17 protein-coding genes, 10 tRNA genes, 1 rRNA gene and 1 pseudogene are annotated in these 19,102 nt (G+C 33.2%); 27 read left to right on the top strand and 2 right to left on the bottom strand.

Annotated elements, in window-relative coordinates; genetic code table 11:
- Positions 1-51: 51 nt before the first annotated feature.
- The 22 genes and pseudogenes from rrf (at position 52) to glmS (ending at position 13,214) form a co-directional block, all read left to right on the top strand.
- A 5S ribosomal RNA gene (gene rrf / locus T473_RS0105320) occupies positions 52-168 on the top strand.
- A gap of 5 nt (positions 169-173) precedes the next feature.
- Positions 174-248 (top strand) — tRNA-Asn (locus T473_RS0105315).
- A gap of 7 nt (positions 249-255) precedes the next feature.
- Positions 256-341: transfer RNA gene (locus T473_RS0105310), tRNA-Leu, on the top strand.
- 23 nt (positions 342-364) lie between these two features.
- A tRNA-Met gene (locus T473_RS0105305) sits at positions 365-440 on the top strand.
- 42 nt (positions 441-482) lie between these two features.
- Positions 483-557, top strand: a tRNA-Met gene (locus tag T473_RS0105300).
- Positions 558-569: 12 nt separating this feature from the next.
- A tRNA-Glu gene (locus T473_RS0105295) sits at positions 570-644 on the top strand.
- A gap of 9 nt (positions 645-653) precedes the next feature.
- A tRNA-Gly gene (locus tag T473_RS0105290) sits at positions 654-725 on the top strand.
- Between the two features lie 9 nt (positions 726-734).
- Positions 735-810: transfer RNA gene (locus tag T473_RS0105285), tRNA-Val, on the top strand.
- 5 nt (positions 811-815) lie between these two features.
- Positions 816-891 (top strand) — tRNA-Asp (locus tag T473_RS0105280).
- A 61-nt stretch (positions 892-952) separates the two neighbouring features.
- Positions 953-1,027: transfer RNA gene (locus T473_RS0105275), tRNA-Gly, on the top strand.
- Between the two features lie 9 nt (positions 1,028-1,036).
- Positions 1,037-1,113, top strand: a tRNA-Arg gene (locus tag T473_RS0105270).
- A 788-nt stretch (positions 1,114-1,901) separates the two neighbouring features.
- Positions 1,902-2,738 carry a diadenylate cyclase CdaA gene (gene cdaA, locus T473_RS0105265; RefSeq protein WP_024620969.1) on the top strand — a complete coding sequence of 279 codons (837 nt, stop codon included), beginning with the start codon at positions 1,902-1,904 and terminating at the stop codon, positions 2,736-2,738.
- On the top strand, positions 2,735-3,913 hold the full coding sequence (locus tag T473_RS0105260; RefSeq protein ID WP_024620968.1) for a CdaR family protein: 1,179 nt from the start codon (positions 2,735-2,737) through the stop codon (positions 3,911-3,913). The genes cdaA and T473_RS0105260 overlap by 4 nt, the downstream gene beginning before the upstream one ends.
- 323 nt (positions 3,914-4,236) lie before the next feature.
- On the top strand, positions 4,237-5,139 hold the full coding sequence (ptb, locus tag T473_RS0105255; protein ID WP_024620967.1) for a phosphate butyryltransferase: 903 nt from the start codon (positions 4,237-4,239) through the stop codon (positions 5,137-5,139).
- A gap of 22 nt (positions 5,140-5,161) precedes the next feature.
- A complete protein-coding gene (buk, locus tag T473_RS0105250) occupies positions 5,162-6,241 on the top strand; it encodes a butyrate kinase (RefSeq protein WP_024620966.1) in 1,080 nt (359 codons plus the stop codon).
- The gene (locus tag T473_RS0105245) at positions 6,231-6,908 is read left to right on the top strand and encodes a hypothetical protein (protein ID WP_024620965.1); all 678 of its coding nucleotides are present in this window, start codon (positions 6,231-6,233) and stop codon (positions 6,906-6,908) included. The genes buk and T473_RS0105245 overlap by 11 nt, the downstream gene beginning before the upstream one ends.
- 42 nt (positions 6,909-6,950) lie before the next feature.
- Entirely contained in the window at positions 6,951-7,172 is a 222-nt protein-coding gene (locus T473_RS0105240) for a 4Fe-4S dicluster domain-containing protein (protein ID WP_024620964.1), read from the top strand.
- A 29-nt stretch (positions 7,173-7,201) separates the two neighbouring features.
- On the top strand, positions 7,202-8,287 hold the full coding sequence (locus tag T473_RS0105235; RefSeq protein ID WP_024620963.1) for a 3-methyl-2-oxobutanoate dehydrogenase subunit VorB: 1,086 nt from the start codon (positions 7,202-7,204) through the stop codon (positions 8,285-8,287).
- The gene (locus T473_RS0105230) at positions 8,287-9,042 is read left to right on the top strand and encodes a thiamine pyrophosphate-dependent enzyme (RefSeq protein WP_024620962.1); all 756 of its coding nucleotides are present in this window, start codon (positions 8,287-8,289) and stop codon (positions 9,040-9,042) included. Before T473_RS0105235 ends, T473_RS0105230 begins: the two co-directional genes overlap by 1 nt.
- Entirely contained in the window at positions 9,043-9,588 is a 546-nt protein-coding gene (locus T473_RS0105225; RefSeq protein WP_024620961.1) for a 2-oxoacid:acceptor oxidoreductase family protein, read from the top strand.
- Positions 9,589-9,804: 216 nt separating this feature from the next.
- A pseudogene (gene glmM, locus T473_RS16270) lies at positions 9,805-11,156 on the top strand (phosphoglucosamine mutase).
- 231 nt (positions 11,157-11,387) lie between these two features.
- Entirely contained in the window at positions 11,388-13,214 is a 1,827-nt protein-coding gene (gene glmS, locus T473_RS0105215; protein ID WP_024620960.1) for a glutamine--fructose-6-phosphate transaminase (isomerizing), read from the top strand.
- Positions 13,215-13,478: 264 nt separating this feature from the next.
- On the opposite strand, the gene T473_RS0105210 is transcribed toward glmS, so the two are convergent.
- Both T473_RS0105210 and T473_RS0105205 read right to left on the bottom strand, forming a co-directional pair.
- A complete protein-coding gene (locus T473_RS0105210) occupies positions 13,479-13,985 on the bottom strand; it encodes a GNAT family N-acetyltransferase (RefSeq protein ID WP_024620959.1) in 507 nt (168 codons plus the stop codon).
- A 4-nt stretch (positions 13,986-13,989) separates the two neighbouring features.
- Complete coding sequence (locus T473_RS0105205) at positions 13,990-14,478, bottom strand: MarR family winged helix-turn-helix transcriptional regulator (protein WP_242825863.1); 489 nt, start codon at positions 14,476-14,478, stop codon at positions 13,990-13,992.
- Positions 14,479-14,790: 312 nt separating this feature from the next.
- Here T473_RS0105205 and T473_RS18025 point away from each other — a divergent pair, with 312 nt between their 5' ends.
- From T473_RS18025 to murA, 5 genes are all read left to right on the top strand, one after another.
- Positions 14,791-15,255 (top strand): 4Fe-4S dicluster domain-containing protein, encoded by a 465-nt coding sequence (locus T473_RS18025; RefSeq protein WP_051365874.1) that lies wholly within the window; start codon positions 14,791-14,793, stop codon positions 15,253-15,255.
- A gap of 22 nt (positions 15,256-15,277) precedes the next feature.
- Positions 15,278-15,919, top strand: coding sequence for a heterodisulfide reductase-related iron-sulfur binding cluster (locus T473_RS18020; RefSeq protein ID WP_051365873.1), 642 nt, complete (start codon positions 15,278-15,280; stop codon positions 15,917-15,919).
- A 153-nt stretch (positions 15,920-16,072) separates the two neighbouring features.
- Entirely contained in the window at positions 16,073-16,828 is a 756-nt protein-coding gene (locus tag T473_RS0105195; protein WP_024620957.1) for a rhodanese-like domain-containing protein, read from the top strand.
- 205 nt (positions 16,829-17,033) lie between these two features.
- A complete protein-coding gene (locus T473_RS0105190) occupies positions 17,034-17,771 on the top strand; it encodes a YwmB family TATA-box binding protein (protein ID WP_024620956.1) in 738 nt (245 codons plus the stop codon).
- 20 nt (positions 17,772-17,791) lie between these two features.
- Entirely contained in the window at positions 17,792-19,045 is a 1,254-nt protein-coding gene (murA, locus tag T473_RS0105185; RefSeq protein WP_024620955.1) for a UDP-N-acetylglucosamine 1-carboxyvinyltransferase, read from the top strand.
- Positions 19,046-19,102 lie beyond the last annotated feature (57 nt).

The following is a 19,102-nucleotide window of genomic DNA, read 5'->3' as shown; positions in this document are numbered from 1 at the left end:
TACTAAATTATATATGTAGTTTTTAGAGTACTAACTCTAATTTAAAGATTATGTGGTTACTATAGCAGAGAGGATACACCTGTTCCCATTCCGAACACAGAAGTTAAGCTCTCTTGCGCTGATGGTACTTGGTGGGAAACTGCCTGGGAGAGTAAGACGTAGCCACGTATTGTTCCAAGGTAGCTCAACGGTGGAGCACTCGGCTGTTAACCGATAGGCTGAGGGTTCGAGTCCCTCCCTTGGAGCCATTAMAAAGCCGAAGTGGCGGAATTGGCAGACGCACAGGACTTAAAATCCTGCGGGAYTTACCTCTCGTACCGGTTCGATTCCGGTCTTCGGCATTTAATACCAAACAAACTAATATCGCGGGGTGGAGCAGTTGGCAGCTCGTTGGGCTCATAACCCAAAGGTCGTAGGTTCGAGTCCTGCCCCCGCAACCATTAAAACAAACTGTCCCGTTGGTCAAGCGGTCAAACTAATATCGCGGGGTGGAGCAGTTGGCAGCTCGTTGGCTCATAACCCAAAGGTCGTAGGTTCGAGTCCTGCCCCCGCAACCATTAAAACAAACTGGCCCGTTGGTCAAGCGGTCAAGACACCGCCCTTTCACGGCGGTAACAGGGGTTCGATTCCCCTACGGGTCACCAATTACATATGCGGGTGTAGCTCAATGTAGAGTTCTGCCTTCCAAGCCAGCTGTGAGGGTTCGATCCCCTTCACCCGCTCCAGAAAATCGTGGGATTATAGCTCAGCTGGGAGAGCACCTGCCTTACAAGCAGGGGGTCACAGGTTCGAGCCCTGTTAATCCCACCATTTGCGGCCTGGTAGTTCAGTTGGTTAGAATGCCAGCCTGTCACGCTGGAGGTCGAGGGTTCGAACCCTTCCAGGTCGCCAAACTAAAATAATAATGATTGACCTTTGATAAGTAATATCCAAAGGTAATTCTTGAAAATATGCGGGAATAGTTCAGTGGTAGAGCGCGACCTTGCCAAGGTCGATGTCGCGAGTTCGAATCTCGTTTCCCGCTCCATATAATAATGGGTGCATAGCTCAGCTGGATAGAGCAATGCCCTTCTAAGGCATGTGTCCGGGGTTCGAATCCCTGTGCGCTCACCATTAATTAATAAAAAAGTTTCACGAATGTGGAACTTTTTTGTTTTACAAAACTATTTGTGAGCACAAAATATTTTTGAAGTACAAAAAGTTGTAGAATTTGCAAAACTAGATTCTCTTTTAAGTTGTTTTTTTGAAATAGAATTCGATAGACTGTAAGATTTCTACAGATAGAAGGTAAAAAAGCAAATATGTTAGGATCATAAATTAAAGAGAATAATTCAAATAGAAATTAAACACAATGAACTAAGTATAGATTAGATAATATCTTTATATTAAAGTCTTATATTCGATTAACCTTGCATAGGAGTGAATATAAGATTTACTTTGGCTTACAATTATCATTGTCCTTTGATCTGATATATAGCTACTTATAATAAAATTGATAGTATATATACTCTTGAAATAATTAGATTGTATTGAACTTTCTGATATTAGAATTTTAATTATAATATAAATAGAAATTAAGCATTAAAGCCTTTCAAGAAAAGTGGAAAAACGTTATTTTCGTTCTTTTTTTAACAATGTAATTTTCTTTTTATCTCATTTATATCACTAAAATAGCTATATTTTTATAAATGAATATAATTTGATGTATTTAAATAACAAATTTTATGTATTAAAAGAGCCTTATATGATAAAAAAGCAGATTAAAACTAGAAAAAAATTTTTAAAAAGCCGAAAACGAATATTTGATGAAAAATTGAATAGTTTGTATATACTTCGATTGATATAGTGTATAATACATAGTGTAAAGCAGTGAAAGCAAAAATAAATAGGAGGATAAAATTTTGTTAGATCTTAATTTATTTTTAAATGAAATTTTCAATATTATAACAAAAATTAGTATACCTGATATACTTGATATAATAATAGTTGCATACATTTTTTACAAGATTTTCATGTTCATAAAAGATACAAGAGCAGAACAAGTTTTTAAAGGTATAATACTATTTATGGTAATTGTGCAAGTCAGTGGAATTTTAAAACTTCACACATTAAATTGGCTACTAAATAATACTCTTGAGATAGGTATTATAGCAGCGATAATATTTCAACCCGAGCTAAGAGCAGGTCTTGAACGTATAGGAAGAACTAGATTGTCATTTTTCGGTAAGAATATTAATTCATCGGAAGAAATTCTAAATAGAACGATTGAAGAGATAGTTGAATCTCTGTACTCATTGTCTAGACAAAAGATAGGGGCGTTGATAGTAATGGAGAGAGATACTAAAATAAATGAGATAATAAATACAGGTACTGTTATAGATTCCGAGATATCTAGACAGTTATTAATAAATATATTTATACCAAATACTCCGCTACACGATGGTGCGGTAGTGATAAGGGAATCTAGGATAAAGGCAGCTGCATGCTTTCTACCTCTTACTGAAACTAAAGATTTGAGTAAGGATTTAGGAACTAGACATAGAGCTGGTATAGGAATCAGTGAAGTGTCAGACTGTATAACTTTAATTGTTTCAGAGGAAACTGGAGGTGTCTCTATAGCCAAATCGGGCAAGCTTTATAGAGATATATCTAAGGAGAGAATGACTAACATACTACGCAGCAATTTAAAGGTAAATACTGATGAAAAAAGCTTCTTAAAAGGTGGTTTATTTAGATGATAAATAAGTTTAAACATAATACTAGAATTAAAGTTATAGCGCTGATTAGTGCTATGGTTTTGTGGATGTATGTGATGCTTGCTATAGATCCACAAAGTAAAAATTTAATCGAAGATGTCCCAGTATCTATTACTAATACAACCGAATTGGAAGACAAGGGCTTTATAGTTTATCCAAAAAATGATCTTACAGCAGATGTATACATTTCGGGTGAACTATCTAAGGTAAAAAATACAACAAAGAGTAAAATCTATGTATATGGTGAAATAAAGGAACCTCTTGAAGGTAGTAATGATATGTACCTAAGATCAAATGTTTCTGAGGGTGTAAATAGCTCTCTTAAAAACAATATGATTATAGTGAACCTTGAAAGGGTTGTAAAGATGGATAAAGTTATAAAAGTAAATGTAAATGGTGAGAAGAAAGACGATATAAGCGAAATTAAACTAGAGAAAAATAAAGTTAAAGTGACGGGGCCTCGAAGTATGGTTAACAAAGTTAAAAGCATTGAAGCAGACTTAAATGTAGAAAATGGTAAAGATAATTTTACTAGAAATTTAAAGCTAACTCCTGTAGATGAGTCAGGTGAAAAAGTTGAGGACGTTGTTCTTTCAAATTATTATGTGAACGCAGACGTTGAAATGTTCAAACAAAAGACAGTTCCGATAAAATTTAATTTAAAAGAAGGCACTACAGAAGATATAAAGAGCTACAATGTAAGCAGCAAAGAAGTAGTTATAAAAGGTAAAAAAGAAGCTGTAGAAGCGGTTGATGTAATAGAAACAGATATAATAGACTTAAAGCAATTAGAAAACGCTAATGAGATTAATGTAACCTTAACAGTACCAGAAGGAATTAATACTGAATTAGATACGATAACTGTAAGTAAAAAGAAAAAAGATTTAACAAAGGATTCATTTAGCTTCAATTCATCGGAAATTGAAATTAGAAATAATACCGAAGAAGATGCAGAGAGAGCTATAATAAACACTACTGAAATTAAGGTAGATGTTGAATATGACAGTGCTTTGGAATCTGCTAAAAAATCAGATATTAAGCTATATATAGATTTGACTCAGCAAAGTACAACAAATTATAAATATGTAATAAAATATGAATCTAGTTTCAATTTTAAAAATGTTAAGATAACTCCTAACGTTGTTGAAGTGAAATAGTCTAAAAATTAAATGATATTAAAAAACAAGATGCGACAGAATTCGACAAATATTGACATTGTTAATTTTATATTTCTGTTGCATCTTGTTTATTTTAGCGATATTATTATATTATGAGGATTATAGAGTAATATAAACATTGAACAATTTAATAAATAATATATTGATCTAAATAAATAATAATATTAACCGAATTGTTTTAATTGAATATAGTTTTCTGAAAAAAATTATCAATTTAAACTATGAAAAGCCTGTAACTAGATGTATAATTTAATTTGAAATGTTAAAAACGATTTCAAAAATTCTAAATGAGGTGTAATCGCATGAGAAACTTTGAAGAAGTAATAAGATTTGCGGAAGAAAGAGGTCCTAAGACTATATCTGTTGCTTGTTGTCAAGACAAAGAAGTTTTACTAGCTGTTGAGATGGCAAGAAAAGAAAAAATAGCAAAAGCTATATTAGTAGGGGATATTGAAAAGACTAAAGAGATTGCAAAAAGTATAGACATGGATCTAGACAATTACGAACTTATCGATATAAAGGATTTAGCAGAAGCTTCATTAAAATCTGTTGAATTAGTTTCACAAGGAAAAGCCGATATGGTAATGAAAGGCTTAGTAGACACATCAATAATCTTAAAAGCAGTTTTAAATAAAGAAGTAGGTCTGAGAACTGGTAACGTTTTAAGCCATGTTGCGGTTTTCGATGTTGAGGGTTATGACAAGCTGTTCTTTATAACAGATGCAGCTATGAACTTAGCTCCTGATTTACAAACAAAAAAACAAATCATAGAAAATTCATGTACAGTGGCACACGCATTAGATATAAAAGAGCCAAAAGTAGCTTGTTTATGTGCTAAAGAAAAAGTAAATCCAAAAATGCCAGACACAGTAGACGCGAAAGAACTTGAAGATATGTGTAAGAGGGGCGAAATCAAAGGATGTATAGTTGGTGGACCTTTTGCGCTAGATAATGCTGTCTCAGAAGAAGCAGCTAAACACAAAGGTATGGATCATCCAGTTGCTGGAAAAGCTGATATACTATTAGCTCCTGATATAGAAGCAGGTAACATACTTTATAAATCAATGTCATACTTTGCTAAGTCAAAGAGTGCAGGAGTTATAGTTGGGGCAAAAGCACCAGTTATATTAACTTCAAGAGCAGACAATGAAGAAACTAAACTTAATTCAATAGCATTAGGTGTCTTAATGGCGGCTAAAGCATAATATTCAGGAGGTAAACAAACAAATGAATAAGGTTTTCAAAATACTAACGATTAATCCAGGTTCTACTTCGACTAAAATAGCAGTATACGATAATGAGGTAGAAGTGTTTGAAAAAACATTAAGACACTCTTCAGATGAAATAGGAAAATACGAAAGAGTTTCTGATCAATTTGAATTCAGAAAACAAGTAATAGTAGATTCTTTAGCAGAAGGTGGAATAAATTTATCAAATTTAGACTGTGTTGTAGGTAGAGGAGGACTTCTTAAGCCTATAGAAGGCGGTACTTATGAAGTAAACGCTCCAATGTTAGAAGATTTAAAAGTAGGAGTTTCAGGAGAACATGCTTCTAACCTAGGTGGTATAATAGCCAAGCAAATAGGTGATGAAGTAAACGCTCCATCATATATAGTTGACCCAGTTGTTGTTGACGAATTAAATGATTTAGCTAGAATATCAGGAATGCCTGAAATAGACAGAAAAAGTATTTTCCATGCGTTAAATCAAAAAGCTATAGCTAGAAGATTTGCAAGTGAAAATAATAAAAAGTATGATGAAATAAACTTAGTAGTAGCCCATATGGGTGGAGGAGTATCTGTTGGGGCTCATGAAAAAGGTAAAGTTGTAGATGTTGCCAATGCATTAGATGGTGAAGGACCATTCTCGCCAGAGAGAAGTGGTGGTTTACCAGTTGGACAACTAGCAAAGATGTGTTTCAGTGGTGAATTCACTTTAGAAGATATAAAGAAAAAAATTAAAGGAAATGGTGGCTTAGTGGCCTATTTAGGAACTAACGACGCTAGAGAAGTAGAAGAGATGATAGAAAAAGGCGACAAAAAAGCTGAACTATTATACGAAGCTATGGCTTACCAAATAGCTAAAGAAATAGGAGCATGTGCATCAGTTCTTAAAGGGAATGTTGATGGAATACTACTTACTGGTGGTATAGCATACTCAAAATCATTCACTCAAATGATAATAGACAGAGTTAAGTATATAACTGATGTTACTGTTTATCCTGGTGAAGATGAGATGATAGCTTTAGCACAAGGAGGACTTAGAGTCTTAAATGCTGAAGAAGAGGCCAAAGTATATGGTAACTAATGACAAACGAATTAGAATCATGACTGGCCACTATGGTAGTGGAAAAAGTGAATTCTCAATGAACTATGTTATAAAGTTAAGAGAGATGGTATCTGGTAAAGTAGCTATAGCTGATATGGACGTTGTAAATGTTTATTTCAGAACAAGGGAAAAGAAAGAGCTCATGGAGTCTCTTGATATAATTCCTATGGGTAGCTCAATCGAAGCATCCAGTTTAGATGTACCAGCAATATCAGCTCAAGTAAAGACGCCTATGAACGATAGTTCATACAACTATGTTATCGACCTTGGTGGAGATAATGTAGGAGCTAAGGTAATTGCAGGATATAAAGATCTTATTAAAGATGGAGACTACGATTTGTTTTTCGTAGTGAATGCAAATAGGGAGAAAACTCAAACGGCACAAGAAGTAATCGAATATATATCTATTATAGAGAATGCTTCGAAGCTTAAGGTAAGCGGCCTAGTAAATAATACTCATATGATCTGGGATACAACAGTTGAGGATATTTTAAAAGGTCAGGAAGTAGTCAAAGAAGTTTCTAAAACGCTTAATATACCAGTTAAGTACAACACATGTATAGAGACTTTAGTTGATCAGTTGCCAGATGGTTTGGAAGGGGAAATATTCCCAATAAAGATGTATATGAGACAAGATTGGATGTAGTTTGGGCTCAAATATATAGAAAGTTTAAGGAGGCAAAGACAAATGGCTAAAGCAAAAGGAACAGTTACTTTTAATCAAGACCGTTGTAAAGGTTGTGGACTATGTGTTAACGCATGTCCAGTAAAGATTATGAAAATTGATACAAATGTAATCAATAAAAAAGGTTATAATCCATCAACAGTAGTTGATATGGACAAATGTATAGGGTGTGCAAGCTGTGCAACTATGTGTCCAGATCAAGTAATTACAGTAGAAAGAGACTAATTTAATCAATTAATAAAGGGGGAAGTTTAATGGCTAAAATACTTATGAAAGGTAACGAAGCTTTCGGAAAAGCAGCTATAGAAGCTGGTTGTAAGCATTTCTTCGGTTACCCAATAACTCCACAAAGTGAATTACCAGAGTATTTATCAAGAGAATTACCAAAAATAGGCGGAGCATTTGTTCAAGCTGAATCAGAAGTTGCAGCAATAAACATGGTATACGGAGCAGGAGGAGCAGGAGCAAGAGTAATGACTTCTTCATCTTCACCAGGTGTTGCATTAAAACAAGAAGGTATAACATACTGTGCAGGAGCTGAAGTTCCATGTGTTATACTTAACATCATGAGAGGTGGACCAGGTCTAGGAAGTATACAACCTTCTCAAGCTGACTACTACATGTCAACAAGAGGTGGAGGAAACGGAGACTACAGAACTCCAGTTTACGCACCAGCAACTGTTCAAGAAGCTGTTGATATGATCATGGGAGCTTTCGATGTAGCTGATTACTACAGAACACCAGTAATGGTTGTTGCTGATGGTATGATAGGACAAATGATGGAGCCAGTTGATTTTAGTGGTTCAGGAAAGAAAAGAGAGTTGCCTCCAAAAGATTGGGCTACTGTAGGAACAGGAATGAACAGAAAACCTAATATCATAAACTCTCTATACTTAGAGTCAGTTGAGTTAGAAGAACACAACTTACGTTTAGATGCTAAATACAAAGAAATAGAAAAAAATGAAGTAGATGTTGAAATGTACAAAACAGAAGATGCAGAAATTGTCTTCGCTGCTTATGGAACTGTTTCAAGAATAGTTAAGACTGCTATTACTACTTTAAGAGAACAAGGAATAAAAGCAGGACTTGTTAGACCTAAAACAATATGGCCTTTCCCATTTGACGCATTCAAAGCTGAAAATATACCTAATGCAAAAGCTATATTTACAGTAGAGATGAGTATGGGTCAAATGATCGAAGACGTTGACTTAGCTGTAAGAGGAAGATTACCAATATACTTCCACGGAAGACCAGGAGGAATGACTCCAGATCCAGCATATATTGTTCAAATGGCTAAAGACATATTAGATGGTAAAGAAGTTTCAGGAGGTGTTAGATAATGGCTGTTGTATTTAAAAGAACTGAAGGTTTAACTCAAGCCCATACTCACTACTGTCCAGGATGTACTCACGGTATAATCCACAGAATAGTAGCGGAATCTCTAGAAGAATTAGGATTATTGGGAGAAACAATAGGTATAGTACCTGTTGGATGTTCTGTTTTAGGATATAAATATTTTAATATGGATACACAAGAAGCATCTCATGGTAGAGCTCCAGCTGCGGCTACAGGAGTAAAAAGAGTACACCCTGACAAAACAGTGTTTACTTACCAAGGAGATGGAGACTTAGCTTCTATAGGTACAGCTGAAATAATTCACGCTGCTGCTAGAGGTGAAAAAATAACTACTATATTCGTTAACAATACTACTTACGGTATGACTGGTGGGCAAATGGCTCCTACTACTCTAGTAGGTCAAAAAGCTACAACTGCTCAATCAGGAAGAAACCCAGAAACTCAAGGTTTCCCAATAAGAGTAAGTGAAATGTTATCTACATTAGATGGAGCAGTATTCGTTGAGAGAGTTACTGTTGATACTCCAGCTAACGCAAGAAAAGCTAAAAAAGCAATAAAGAAAGCTTTCCAAGTTCAAAAAGCAGGATTAGGATTTGGTATAGTTGAAGTACTTTCTACATGCCCAACTAACTGGGGATTATCACCAGTTGATGCATTACAATGGTTAAGAGATAATATGATGCCACATTATCCATTAGGAAACTTTAAAGATGTTGAAATTGATGGGGAGGTGAAGTAAATGTCTACAGCTAGAGTAATATGTGCAGGCTTCGGAGGCCAAGGTGTTATGTCAATGGGACAATTACTTACTTATGCAGGAATGTTAGAGAACAAAGAAGTATCTTGGTTACCATCATACGGACCAGAGATGCGTGGAGGTACTGCAAACTGTGCAGTAACAGTTTCTAGTGAGCCAGTAGGTTCTCCACTTATAACAGATGATGCAACTGCTGCTATACTAATGAATGCACCAGCATTTGAAAAATTCCAAAAAGACGTTGTTCCTGGAGGAAAAATATTAGTTAACAGTTCATTAATAGATGCAAAAGTTGATAGAGATGATGTTGATGTTTACTATATACCAGCTAATGATTTAGCTGTTGAATTAGGAAATCCAAAAGTAGCCAACATGATAATGTTAGGTGCTTACTTAGAAGTATCTGATACTGTTAATATAGAATCAGTACTAGATGCATTTAAGAAAGTTTTCGGACCTTCAAAAGAGAAATTTGTTCCATTAAATAGAGATGCTCTTCAAAAAGGTATGGATGCAACTAAAAACTAATAATAATTAGTATAAAATAGGGGATATCCCGTATGTAAGTTACTGCTTACTATCAGGGATATCCCCTTTATTGTAATATAATGTAGTATTTTATATATTTATAACAATATTGTTATCTTTATTGTAAAGATAGATTATTTTTTGATTTTATGATAATGTGGTATAATATATAAGATAGTGCATTTTATGCTTTCGATTTTGAAAGGAGATTTTTTAGTGAGGAAATATTTTGGAACAGATGGTGTTAGAGGGGTAGCCAATACCGGACTAACATGCGATCTAGCATATAAGCTTGGAAGAGCTGGAGGATTTGTTTTAGCTCAAAATGAGCATAAAGATAATGTAAAAGTTGTTGTAGGAAAAGATACTAGAGTATCGGGAGATATGTTAGAGGCATCATTAATAGCAGGGCTTATGTCTGTAGGTTGTGATGTAATAACAGTAGGAGTTGTGCCTACACCTGCAGTAGCGTATTTAATTAAAAAATATGATGCTGATTGTGGTGTTGTTATTTCTGCTTCCCACAATCCTTTTGAATACAACGGAATCAAGTTCTTTAATGATAAGGGATACAAACTTGACGATGAATTAGAATTTAAAATAGAAGAATACATAGATGATATAGATAAAATTGAGTATTACCCAACTGGTGAAAAATTAGGTAAAAAGATTTTCTTACATAATGCACAGAAGGACTATGTAGAATACTTAAAATCGATAATAAAAGAAGATTTAAGTGGTTTAAAAGTTGTTCTTGATTGTGCTAATGGCGCTGCGTATAAGGTTGCTCCAGAGGTATTCAAAGAACTGGGAGCAGATGTTATTGCAATTCACAATGATCCAGATGGGATAAATATAAATGATAAATGTGGATCTACTCATCCTGAACTATTATGTGAGGCTGTCTTAAAAAGCGGTGCAGACTTAGGTCTTGCATATGATGGAGACGCAGATAGACTTATAGCTGTGAATGAACAGGGACAAATAGTGGATGGGGATCATATAATGATTTTGAGTGCTATTTATCTAAAGAAGAAAAAGAAACTTGCAAAAGATACACTTGTTGTAACAGTAATGAGCAATATAGGTCTTACTATAGCTGCTAAGGAGCATGGAATAGAACTAGCCACTACAGGCGTTGGTGATAGATATGTACTTGAAGAAATGGTTAAAAGCGGTTACAACCTCGGTGGAGAGCAGTCAGGTCACATGATTTTCCTAGATTACAATACTACAGGAGATGGAGTTTTAAGCTCGTTATTTCTTGCAAGTATAGTAAAAGAAGAAAATAAAAAATTATCTGATCTAGCTTCTGTAATGACACAGTATCCACAAGTGTTAGTCAATGCAACAATTAAAAATGAAAATAAAAATAAATACATGGAAATAACAGAAATAAAAGAAGAAATAGAAAAGATAGAGAATTTACTACATGGTGAAGGAAGAGTCTTAATAAGACCATCAGGACAGAGCCATTAGTAAGAGTAATGTTAGAGGGTAAAGAGGAAGGTCAACTAAAAGAATTGGCGACAAATTTAGCTAATCTTATTACAAAAAAATTGTCGTAGATAGAATGGGTCTTTAGATTAAAACTAAGGATCCGCTAAAGCGCCAGAACTCACTATATGTGAGTTGACGAGGTCAGAGTTAATCGAATTATCGGCGGATGCTCTGCGGTGTGTTTACCATCGAAGAACTTTTTCAAAACATATGAGTAATCGTGTGGACAAAGGGAAGTTCAAGTAAAATGTAGACCTAACTCTTAAAATATATTAATAAAATTTTAGGAGGACACAAATATGTGTGGAATAGTTGGATATTTAGGAAAAGGAAATGCTGCTGAGGTAATTATGAATGGGCTTTCAAAGCTGGAGTACAGAGGTTATGATTCAGCAGGAATAGCAGTAAACAACAACAATAAACTAGACATCAGAAAGCATAATGGTAGACTTGCAATATTAGGTGAAGATGTTGAGTCTAATGGAATGGAGGGATCATTGGGAATTGGCCATACAAGATGGGCAACTCATGGCGAACCATCGGATGCAAATAGCCATCCTCATTTCAATAAAGACAAAAGCTTAGCTGTAGTTCACAATGGAATAATTGAAAACTACATGGAATTAAAAGAAGAATTAAGTAAAGACGGAGTAGAGTTTTTAACTCAAACGGACTCTGAAGTAATAGCTCACTTATTAGACAAATATTACGTTGGAAATTTACTTGATGCAGCTTACAAAACAATATCAAGATTGAGAGGAGCATTTGCCCTAGGTATAATTTCTCAAGATGATGACAAAGAACTTGTAGCTGTTAGAAAAGATAGTCCGCTAGTAGTTGGATTAGGTAAAGAAGAAAATATAATAGCTTCAGATATAACTGCTCTATTAGCATATACTAGAGATGTATATTTCTTAGACAATGGTGAAGTAGTTCATATGCAGGGAAGCGATTTAAAAGTATACGACTTCGATAGAAATTTAGTAGAAAAAGATTCAGTTCATATAGATTTAGATATAGAAGCAGCTTCAAAAGGTGGTTACGACCATTATATGGCTAAAGAGATACATGAACAGCCTACAGCAATAAAAGAGACACTAGAGAGAAGATTAGACGACAACGGAACTATAACTCTGGACACTATCAATATGTCCAAAGAAGATTTAGATAAAATCCAGAGAATATACGTTGTGGCTTGTGGTACTGCTTACCATGCTGGATTACTTGGAAAATACGCTATGGAGAAATTTATGAAAGTTCAAGTTATAGCCGATATAGCCTCTGAATTCAGATATGCTGATCCTATACTTGATGAAAATACTCTATTAGTGCTAGTAAGTCAATCAGGAGAAACAGCGGATACACTTGCAGTGTTAAGAGACGCTAAAGAAAAAGGTGCTAGAGTATTAGCAGTAACTAATGTAGTTGCATCTTCAATAGCAAGGGAAGCACACGATGTATTCTACACTTGGGCAGGGCCTGAGATATCAGTTGCATCGACAAAAGCTTATACAACTCAAATAGTTTCATTATATATGATAGCATTAGACTTTGCTCTTAAAAAAGGTAGTATAACAAGAGAGTACTACGACGAAATGATTGCAAAGATGAGAGCAATACCTGCTCAAATTGAGGAAGTATTAAAAGGTGAAGACTCTATAAAAAAAATAGCTAAAAAGTTTTCAGATACAACTAGCGCATTCTACTTAGGTAGAGGAATAGACTGTAGTTTAGCTATGGAAGGAGCTCTTAAGCTTAAAGAGATATCTTATATACATGCTGAAGCATTTGCGGCAGGAGAATTAAAGCACGGTACTATAGCTTTAATAGAGAAAGATATACCAGTAATAGCTGTTGCAACTCAAGAAAAGTTATTTGAAAAAATGGTTTCAAATATGGAAGAGGTTAGAGCTAGAGGCGCTTATATAATAGGAATAGCTCAATCACACAATAAAGATGTTGAAAAAGCAGCTGACGATGTTATTTATATCCCAGATGCTGATGATATACTTGCTCCAATTTTATCAGTTGTACCAATGCAAATTCTTGCTTATTATGTATCTGTTCTTAGAGGATGCGATGTAGATAAACCAAGAAACTTAGCTAAATCTGTTACTGTTGAGTAGGTATAAATATATAAAAATTACTTTTAATAAAGTTGATAAAGACCCTTTTGGATATTATTTAAAAGGGTTTTTTTATATAAATATAAGATAAAAAGATCTTAAAATAGGTACTTTTTTTACCATAAAGTAGAACTACACATAGAATTTACATTAAATAATAAAAATGGCATTTTTGGATATCAGAATATTTTGGAATGCCATTTTTATATGATATGAAACCTATAGTTCTTCCTCGAAATTAAAAAATTGTGGTATTTTGGATTATTAACTAGGGAAGTCTAGAACTTTGTCGTAGCAGTTAAATGGCTCCTCTTTACCTAAAAACTCCATTTGACCTGCCAGTTGATATCCAAATTTTTTAAACAACGAATTCATTTTAATATTAACCGAATAGGTATCTGTCTTTAAATAATCGACATCGTTATTTTTGGCGTACTCTTCGGCAAACTCAATTAATCTAGTACCTATTTTCTGATTTCTAAAGTTTGAGTTTACAGCCATTCTATGAATAATCATAGCTTTTTTATCAGAGGCCCATTTTATATTCAAATACTCATTGGGCTCTATATAGTTTACACAGATAAGGCCAACGACTTGACCGTCTAATTCGTCTATATAAAGGTCTTCATTTTTAATATCGTTTTTAAAGTCTTTTGCTTGTGGGTAGTTTTCGTCCCATTGTGTATTATTGTAAGTTTTCATTTCTTTTACAGTATCCGATATTATATTCATAATTTGATCTAGGTCTTTTAGGTATGCTTTTCTTATCATATCATCACTCCTTGTAATTTTTTAGTTCGTACCAATCTGATTCTATATTTTCTTGCATCCTTTTAACAAGTTGGTATACTAGGATTTTTTCGTTTTCTGAAAAATCTTTAAAGCAAATATCGATGCTTCTATTTTCTTCTGCTATTATAACATTATATATTTTTAATGCTTTTTCTGTAGGGTATAGCCTAGAAATCCTCTTATCATCAGTATCTATTTTTTTAGTAATGTAATTTTCTTTTATCAGTTTTTGTGTTGCCTTTGTAGTTGTGGTTTTGTCAATTTTTAGTGTCGATGTGAGTTGTATAAGATTTATTCCTGGATTTTCGCATATACGTGTTAAAAATATGTATTGACCTTTTTGGATATTAAATTTTTTGTATTTATTATCGTTTAGAGTATTGATAGTTCTTGAAAGGGCTCCGACTGCTCTGAGTATTTTATTTTTTAATTCTGCGATAATATCACCTCCAGATATTAGTTGAAAGTTCAACTAATATTATTATAATATATATTTCTTTATTTTGCATTATTTTTATGTTAGGAATAGATTAAAAAAGGTTTAATGTGGTAAATAAAAACATTTTGATAATTAAAATCAAGGCGGGCAGCTAGTAATAGCGATTTTATTTAGAGAGTTAAGTATATGTAATTTAGAAAATACTTCGTTTATTTGGTATAATGTATTTGTTATGCGAACAAAATGCAGTACAAAATACACAAAGGTACTTTATAAATGAAGGTATTGAATATATTGTTTAGCGACTATATCAATTTCAATACTTGCGAATTGGCGGTGTGATAAATGCAAAAAATATCTCTAAGTAAAGAGACAATAAAATATATAAAAGAAGAAAATAAAAGATGTATAGATTGTAAAAAATGTTATAAAGCTTGCCCTATGATGGATAAGTATGGAGAATCACCAAAAGCTATTATGGAAGGAATAACTACTGATAAAAAAATAGATAAAGCTATGGCATACTCGTGTATGCTTTGTGGTCTATGTAAAAAAGTATGCCCTAAAGATATAGATCTAGGGGATGTATTTTACAAATCTAGAAAAGATATATTCTCTGCTGGAGAAAATAATTTAAAAGATTTGGGATATAAGTCTGTAAAGTTTCATCAGCAAAATAGTTTTTCGTCAGTTTTTTCATATAATTCAATAAAAAAGGATCACAAGACTGTTTTTATGCCGGGATGTAGTTTGGCAAGTTACAGTGACAAAATCGTTGTAGATACTTTTAAATATTTAAAACCCAAATAGAAGATATCTCGATAATATATGAATGTTGTGCGAAGCTACGATGATTATGGGAGATACAGAGAAGTTTAAAAAGTATTATTCAAAATTAGAAGAGGTGTTAAGCTCTAATGACATAGACGAGGTTATAGTTGCTTGTCCAAATTGTTATAAAGTAGTTAAAGAGAACAGTCCAGATGTTAATGTTAGATATATTTGGAGTATAATTAATGAGAGTGGTCTTCCAATAGAGTTAGAGGGTTATTACGCCAATTTGGAGCAGAGATTTACACTACACGATCCTTGCCCTACTAGATACAATTGTGACATTCACGATGATGTTAGAGAAATCCTAAATTCGTTGGGTTTAAAAATAGATGAATTTAAAAATAATAGAGAGAATACAGAGTGTTGCGGGTCTGGCGGAATGACTAGAGTGACAAGCAATGAGATCTCTATAGAACAAACTAAAAAGAGAGCTGAAGAAACTGAAAATGATACGGTTATTTCGTACTGTGAGTCATGTTGTGAATCAATGATGTTAGCTGGGAAGTCGACTCTTCATGTACTGGATTTTATATTTAATGAAGATGTAAAAAATAAAAAGATTTTTAATCAGGAAAATAGCTCCACAGTAGGAAAATGGATGACAAGACGCAAGGGAATTAAGAAGATAAAAAAATTGTAATCTAGCTGAATAGAAAAAACTATAGAATAAAGTATGTTATAGAAAATGGAAATGAAGAATAAGCATATATTTTGTTATAATTAAAGGGAAAGAATAGAAAAACGTTTGTCCTAAGATGTATTAATAAATTATAAGTTTATGGAGGGTATATTTATGAAGATTAGTAAGAAGTTTAGAGTCTTAGCTTTAGGGATGATTATGGCACTTACTTTTGGAAGCTTGGTGGGATGTAGTCCAAAAGATGATAAACAAGCATCTGAACCAGCGAAACAAGTAGAAAAAAATGATGAGAGCAAAGTTGCTTATGAAGATATTGAGGGAGAAAAAGCATTAAAATTAATGGAAAAAGAGAAAGATGGAATCGTGATTGATGTTAGAGACGATAAAGATTATTCTTCAGGACATATTGCGAATGCTATAAACATATATGTGGATGAGATAGAAGGAAAATTGAGTGATTTAGATGGATACAAAGATAAAACTGTAATCCTGTACTGCAACTCAGGTAAGAAAAGTGCAGAAGCTGCTGATATACTAGTTAATAATGGATTTACGAAAGTTTACAATGCACAAGGAGTAAAAGACTTCAAATATGATTTAGTTAAATATGACGATATAACTGGGGCTGAACTAGAAAAGGCAATAGCGGATAATAAAGATGCTGTGTTAATTGATGTTAGAAAAGCAGATGAGTTTGCTAAAGGTCATATAGAAAAAGCAGAAAATATACCACTTGAAGATATAGAATCAAAATTAGATACTCTTGATAAAGACAAAGATATCTATTTATACTGCAGAACAGGAAACAGAAGTGGACAAGCTGCAAAGATTCTTTCTGATAAAGGCTTCACTAAAGTTACAAATTCAATTGATGGCGTAGATGAGTACGAATTTAAATTAGTAAAATAAAAGTATAAATAAAGAGAAGTTAATATAAATAGATGCAAACAAATAGACATATTCTATCAAATGATAATCGATAGAGTATGTCTATTTTTTATTTAAAGAGTCTAAGTATAAAATTAAAAATTATCTTGAGTATATATAGGTAAAATATGTCAATAATTAATATATATATAATGAAATAAAATTATTTTTATTTAGGGGGATTTGAATGAATAAGGTAAAAATATTTATAAGTATAATATTATTGATGATTTTAGGTGCAGCTATTTCTTACGCAGATTCAAATATGAATACTAAATATAGTACTCTAAAATCTTCATTAGAGTGTATAAATGCTGAATATGAATTTTATAATGTAAAGTATAATTCGGAAATAGAATACAATATATCAAAAGAAAAGCTAAAAAAAGTATTGTTTAATATAGTAAAGATTTTTGGAGTCAGTCAAAATGAAATAGTGTATGACGAAAATTGGAATAATAAAAAGAAAGAAATTTTTATAAATGTCGAATTAGAAAATATAAAAATAAGTATAAATGGGATCAAAAAAAATTCAAATGAAGCGTATATTACGGTTGACATATCAGAACACAAGGTATATAAACATATAGAGGATGATTATAACGAGCTTGAAAAGCTGTTAAAAAATTATTCAAGTAACACGGAAATATACGCCTGCATTGTAGGGAAATACACAAAAAAGTTACAAAATGACAAATATGATGATATTTTGGATGAAATATTATATAATATGAGTGCTGAAGAAATACATAAAATAAAAAATGAACACTTTTTATCAGCTGTAGCATATGGTAAAGTATTAAGATACAGCGAGTTAAATTATTTAGGAAAAAAGATAAATTTAAATATAGCGATTAGATACAAAGAAGATATTGGGGAAACGTACGTCTATATCGCAAGTCCAATTATAAAAATAGATTATTAATTAATGAGGAGAAAAGCAAAATGGCAAAAATAATAGTGAAGAAGAGTAATCCACTTAAAGGTAGTGTTAAAATAGATGGGGCAAAAAATGCAGTATTACCAATAATAGCAGCAACTTTATTAGCGAACGGAAAATCAACACTACACGGGGTTCCAAATCTACAAGATGTTCAAGTTATATCAAACTTACTTAGACACTTAGGTGCTGAAGTAGAGTACAAAGACAACACATTGACAGTAGATGCAAGCAAAATAAATACTTGTGAGGCTCCTTATGAGCTAGTTAGAAAGATGAGAGCGTCATTCTTAGTAATGGGACCACTATTAGCTAGATTTAACAGTACAAAAATTTCTATGCCAGGAGGATGTGCTATAGGTACAAGACCTATTGATTTACATTTAAAAGGGTTTAAAGCATTAGGTGCAGAGATAGAAATGGATCATGGATTTATAGAGGCTAAAACTGATGATTTAAAAGGAAGCAAACTATACTTAGACTTCCCATCTGTTGGTGCTACTGAAAATATAATGATGGCAGCAACTCTTGCAGATGGAACTACAATAATAGAAAATGCCGCAGAAGAGCCAGAAATAGTAGATTTAGCCAATTTCTTAAATGAAATGGGCGCAAATGTAAAAGGTGCAGGAACTAACACTATAAGAATTAAAGGTGTTAAAGAACTAAAAGGTGCTGAGCATAATGTAATACCTGATAGAATAGAAGCGGCAACTTATATGTGTGCAGCGGCTATGACAAAAGGTGATATAGTAGTTGAAAATGTACTACTTGAGCACTTAAAGCCTGTAATAGCAAAATTAAGAGAAGCCGGTTGTAAGATAACTGAAATGGAAAACTCAGTTAGAGTTATTGGTCCTGAAGTACTAAAGCCAATAGATATAAAGACTCTACCACACCCAGGTTTCCCTACGGATGTTCAAGCTCAATTTATGGCTATGCTTACAGTAGCTAATGGAACTGGTGTAGTTATAGAGACTGTATTTGAAAATAGATTTATGCACGTAGCAGAATTCAACAGAATGGGTGCAGATATAAAAATAGATGGTAGAAGCGCTGTTGTAAATGGAGTTGATGAACTTCATGGAGCAAATGTAAATGCCACAGATCTTAGAGCAGGGGCTGCGCTAATACTATGTGGACTTATAGCGGAAGGCGAAACTAAAATTGGAGAAATTTATCATATTCAAAGAGGTTACGTTGATATAGACAAGAAAATCAGGTCTTTAGGCGGAAATATAGAAATAATTGAGGACTAATAAAAATTAGAATAATACTAAAAACTTAATCATAAAATAAATGGGTTGTTCATATAC

The sequence above is a fragment of the Clostridioides mangenotii TR genome, assembly GCF_000498755.1.
Taxonomy (GTDB): domain Bacteria; phylum Bacillota; class Clostridia; order Peptostreptococcales; family Peptostreptococcaceae; genus Metaclostridioides; species Metaclostridioides mangenotii_A.
This window is presented reverse-complemented; position numbering and strand designations above follow the sequence as displayed.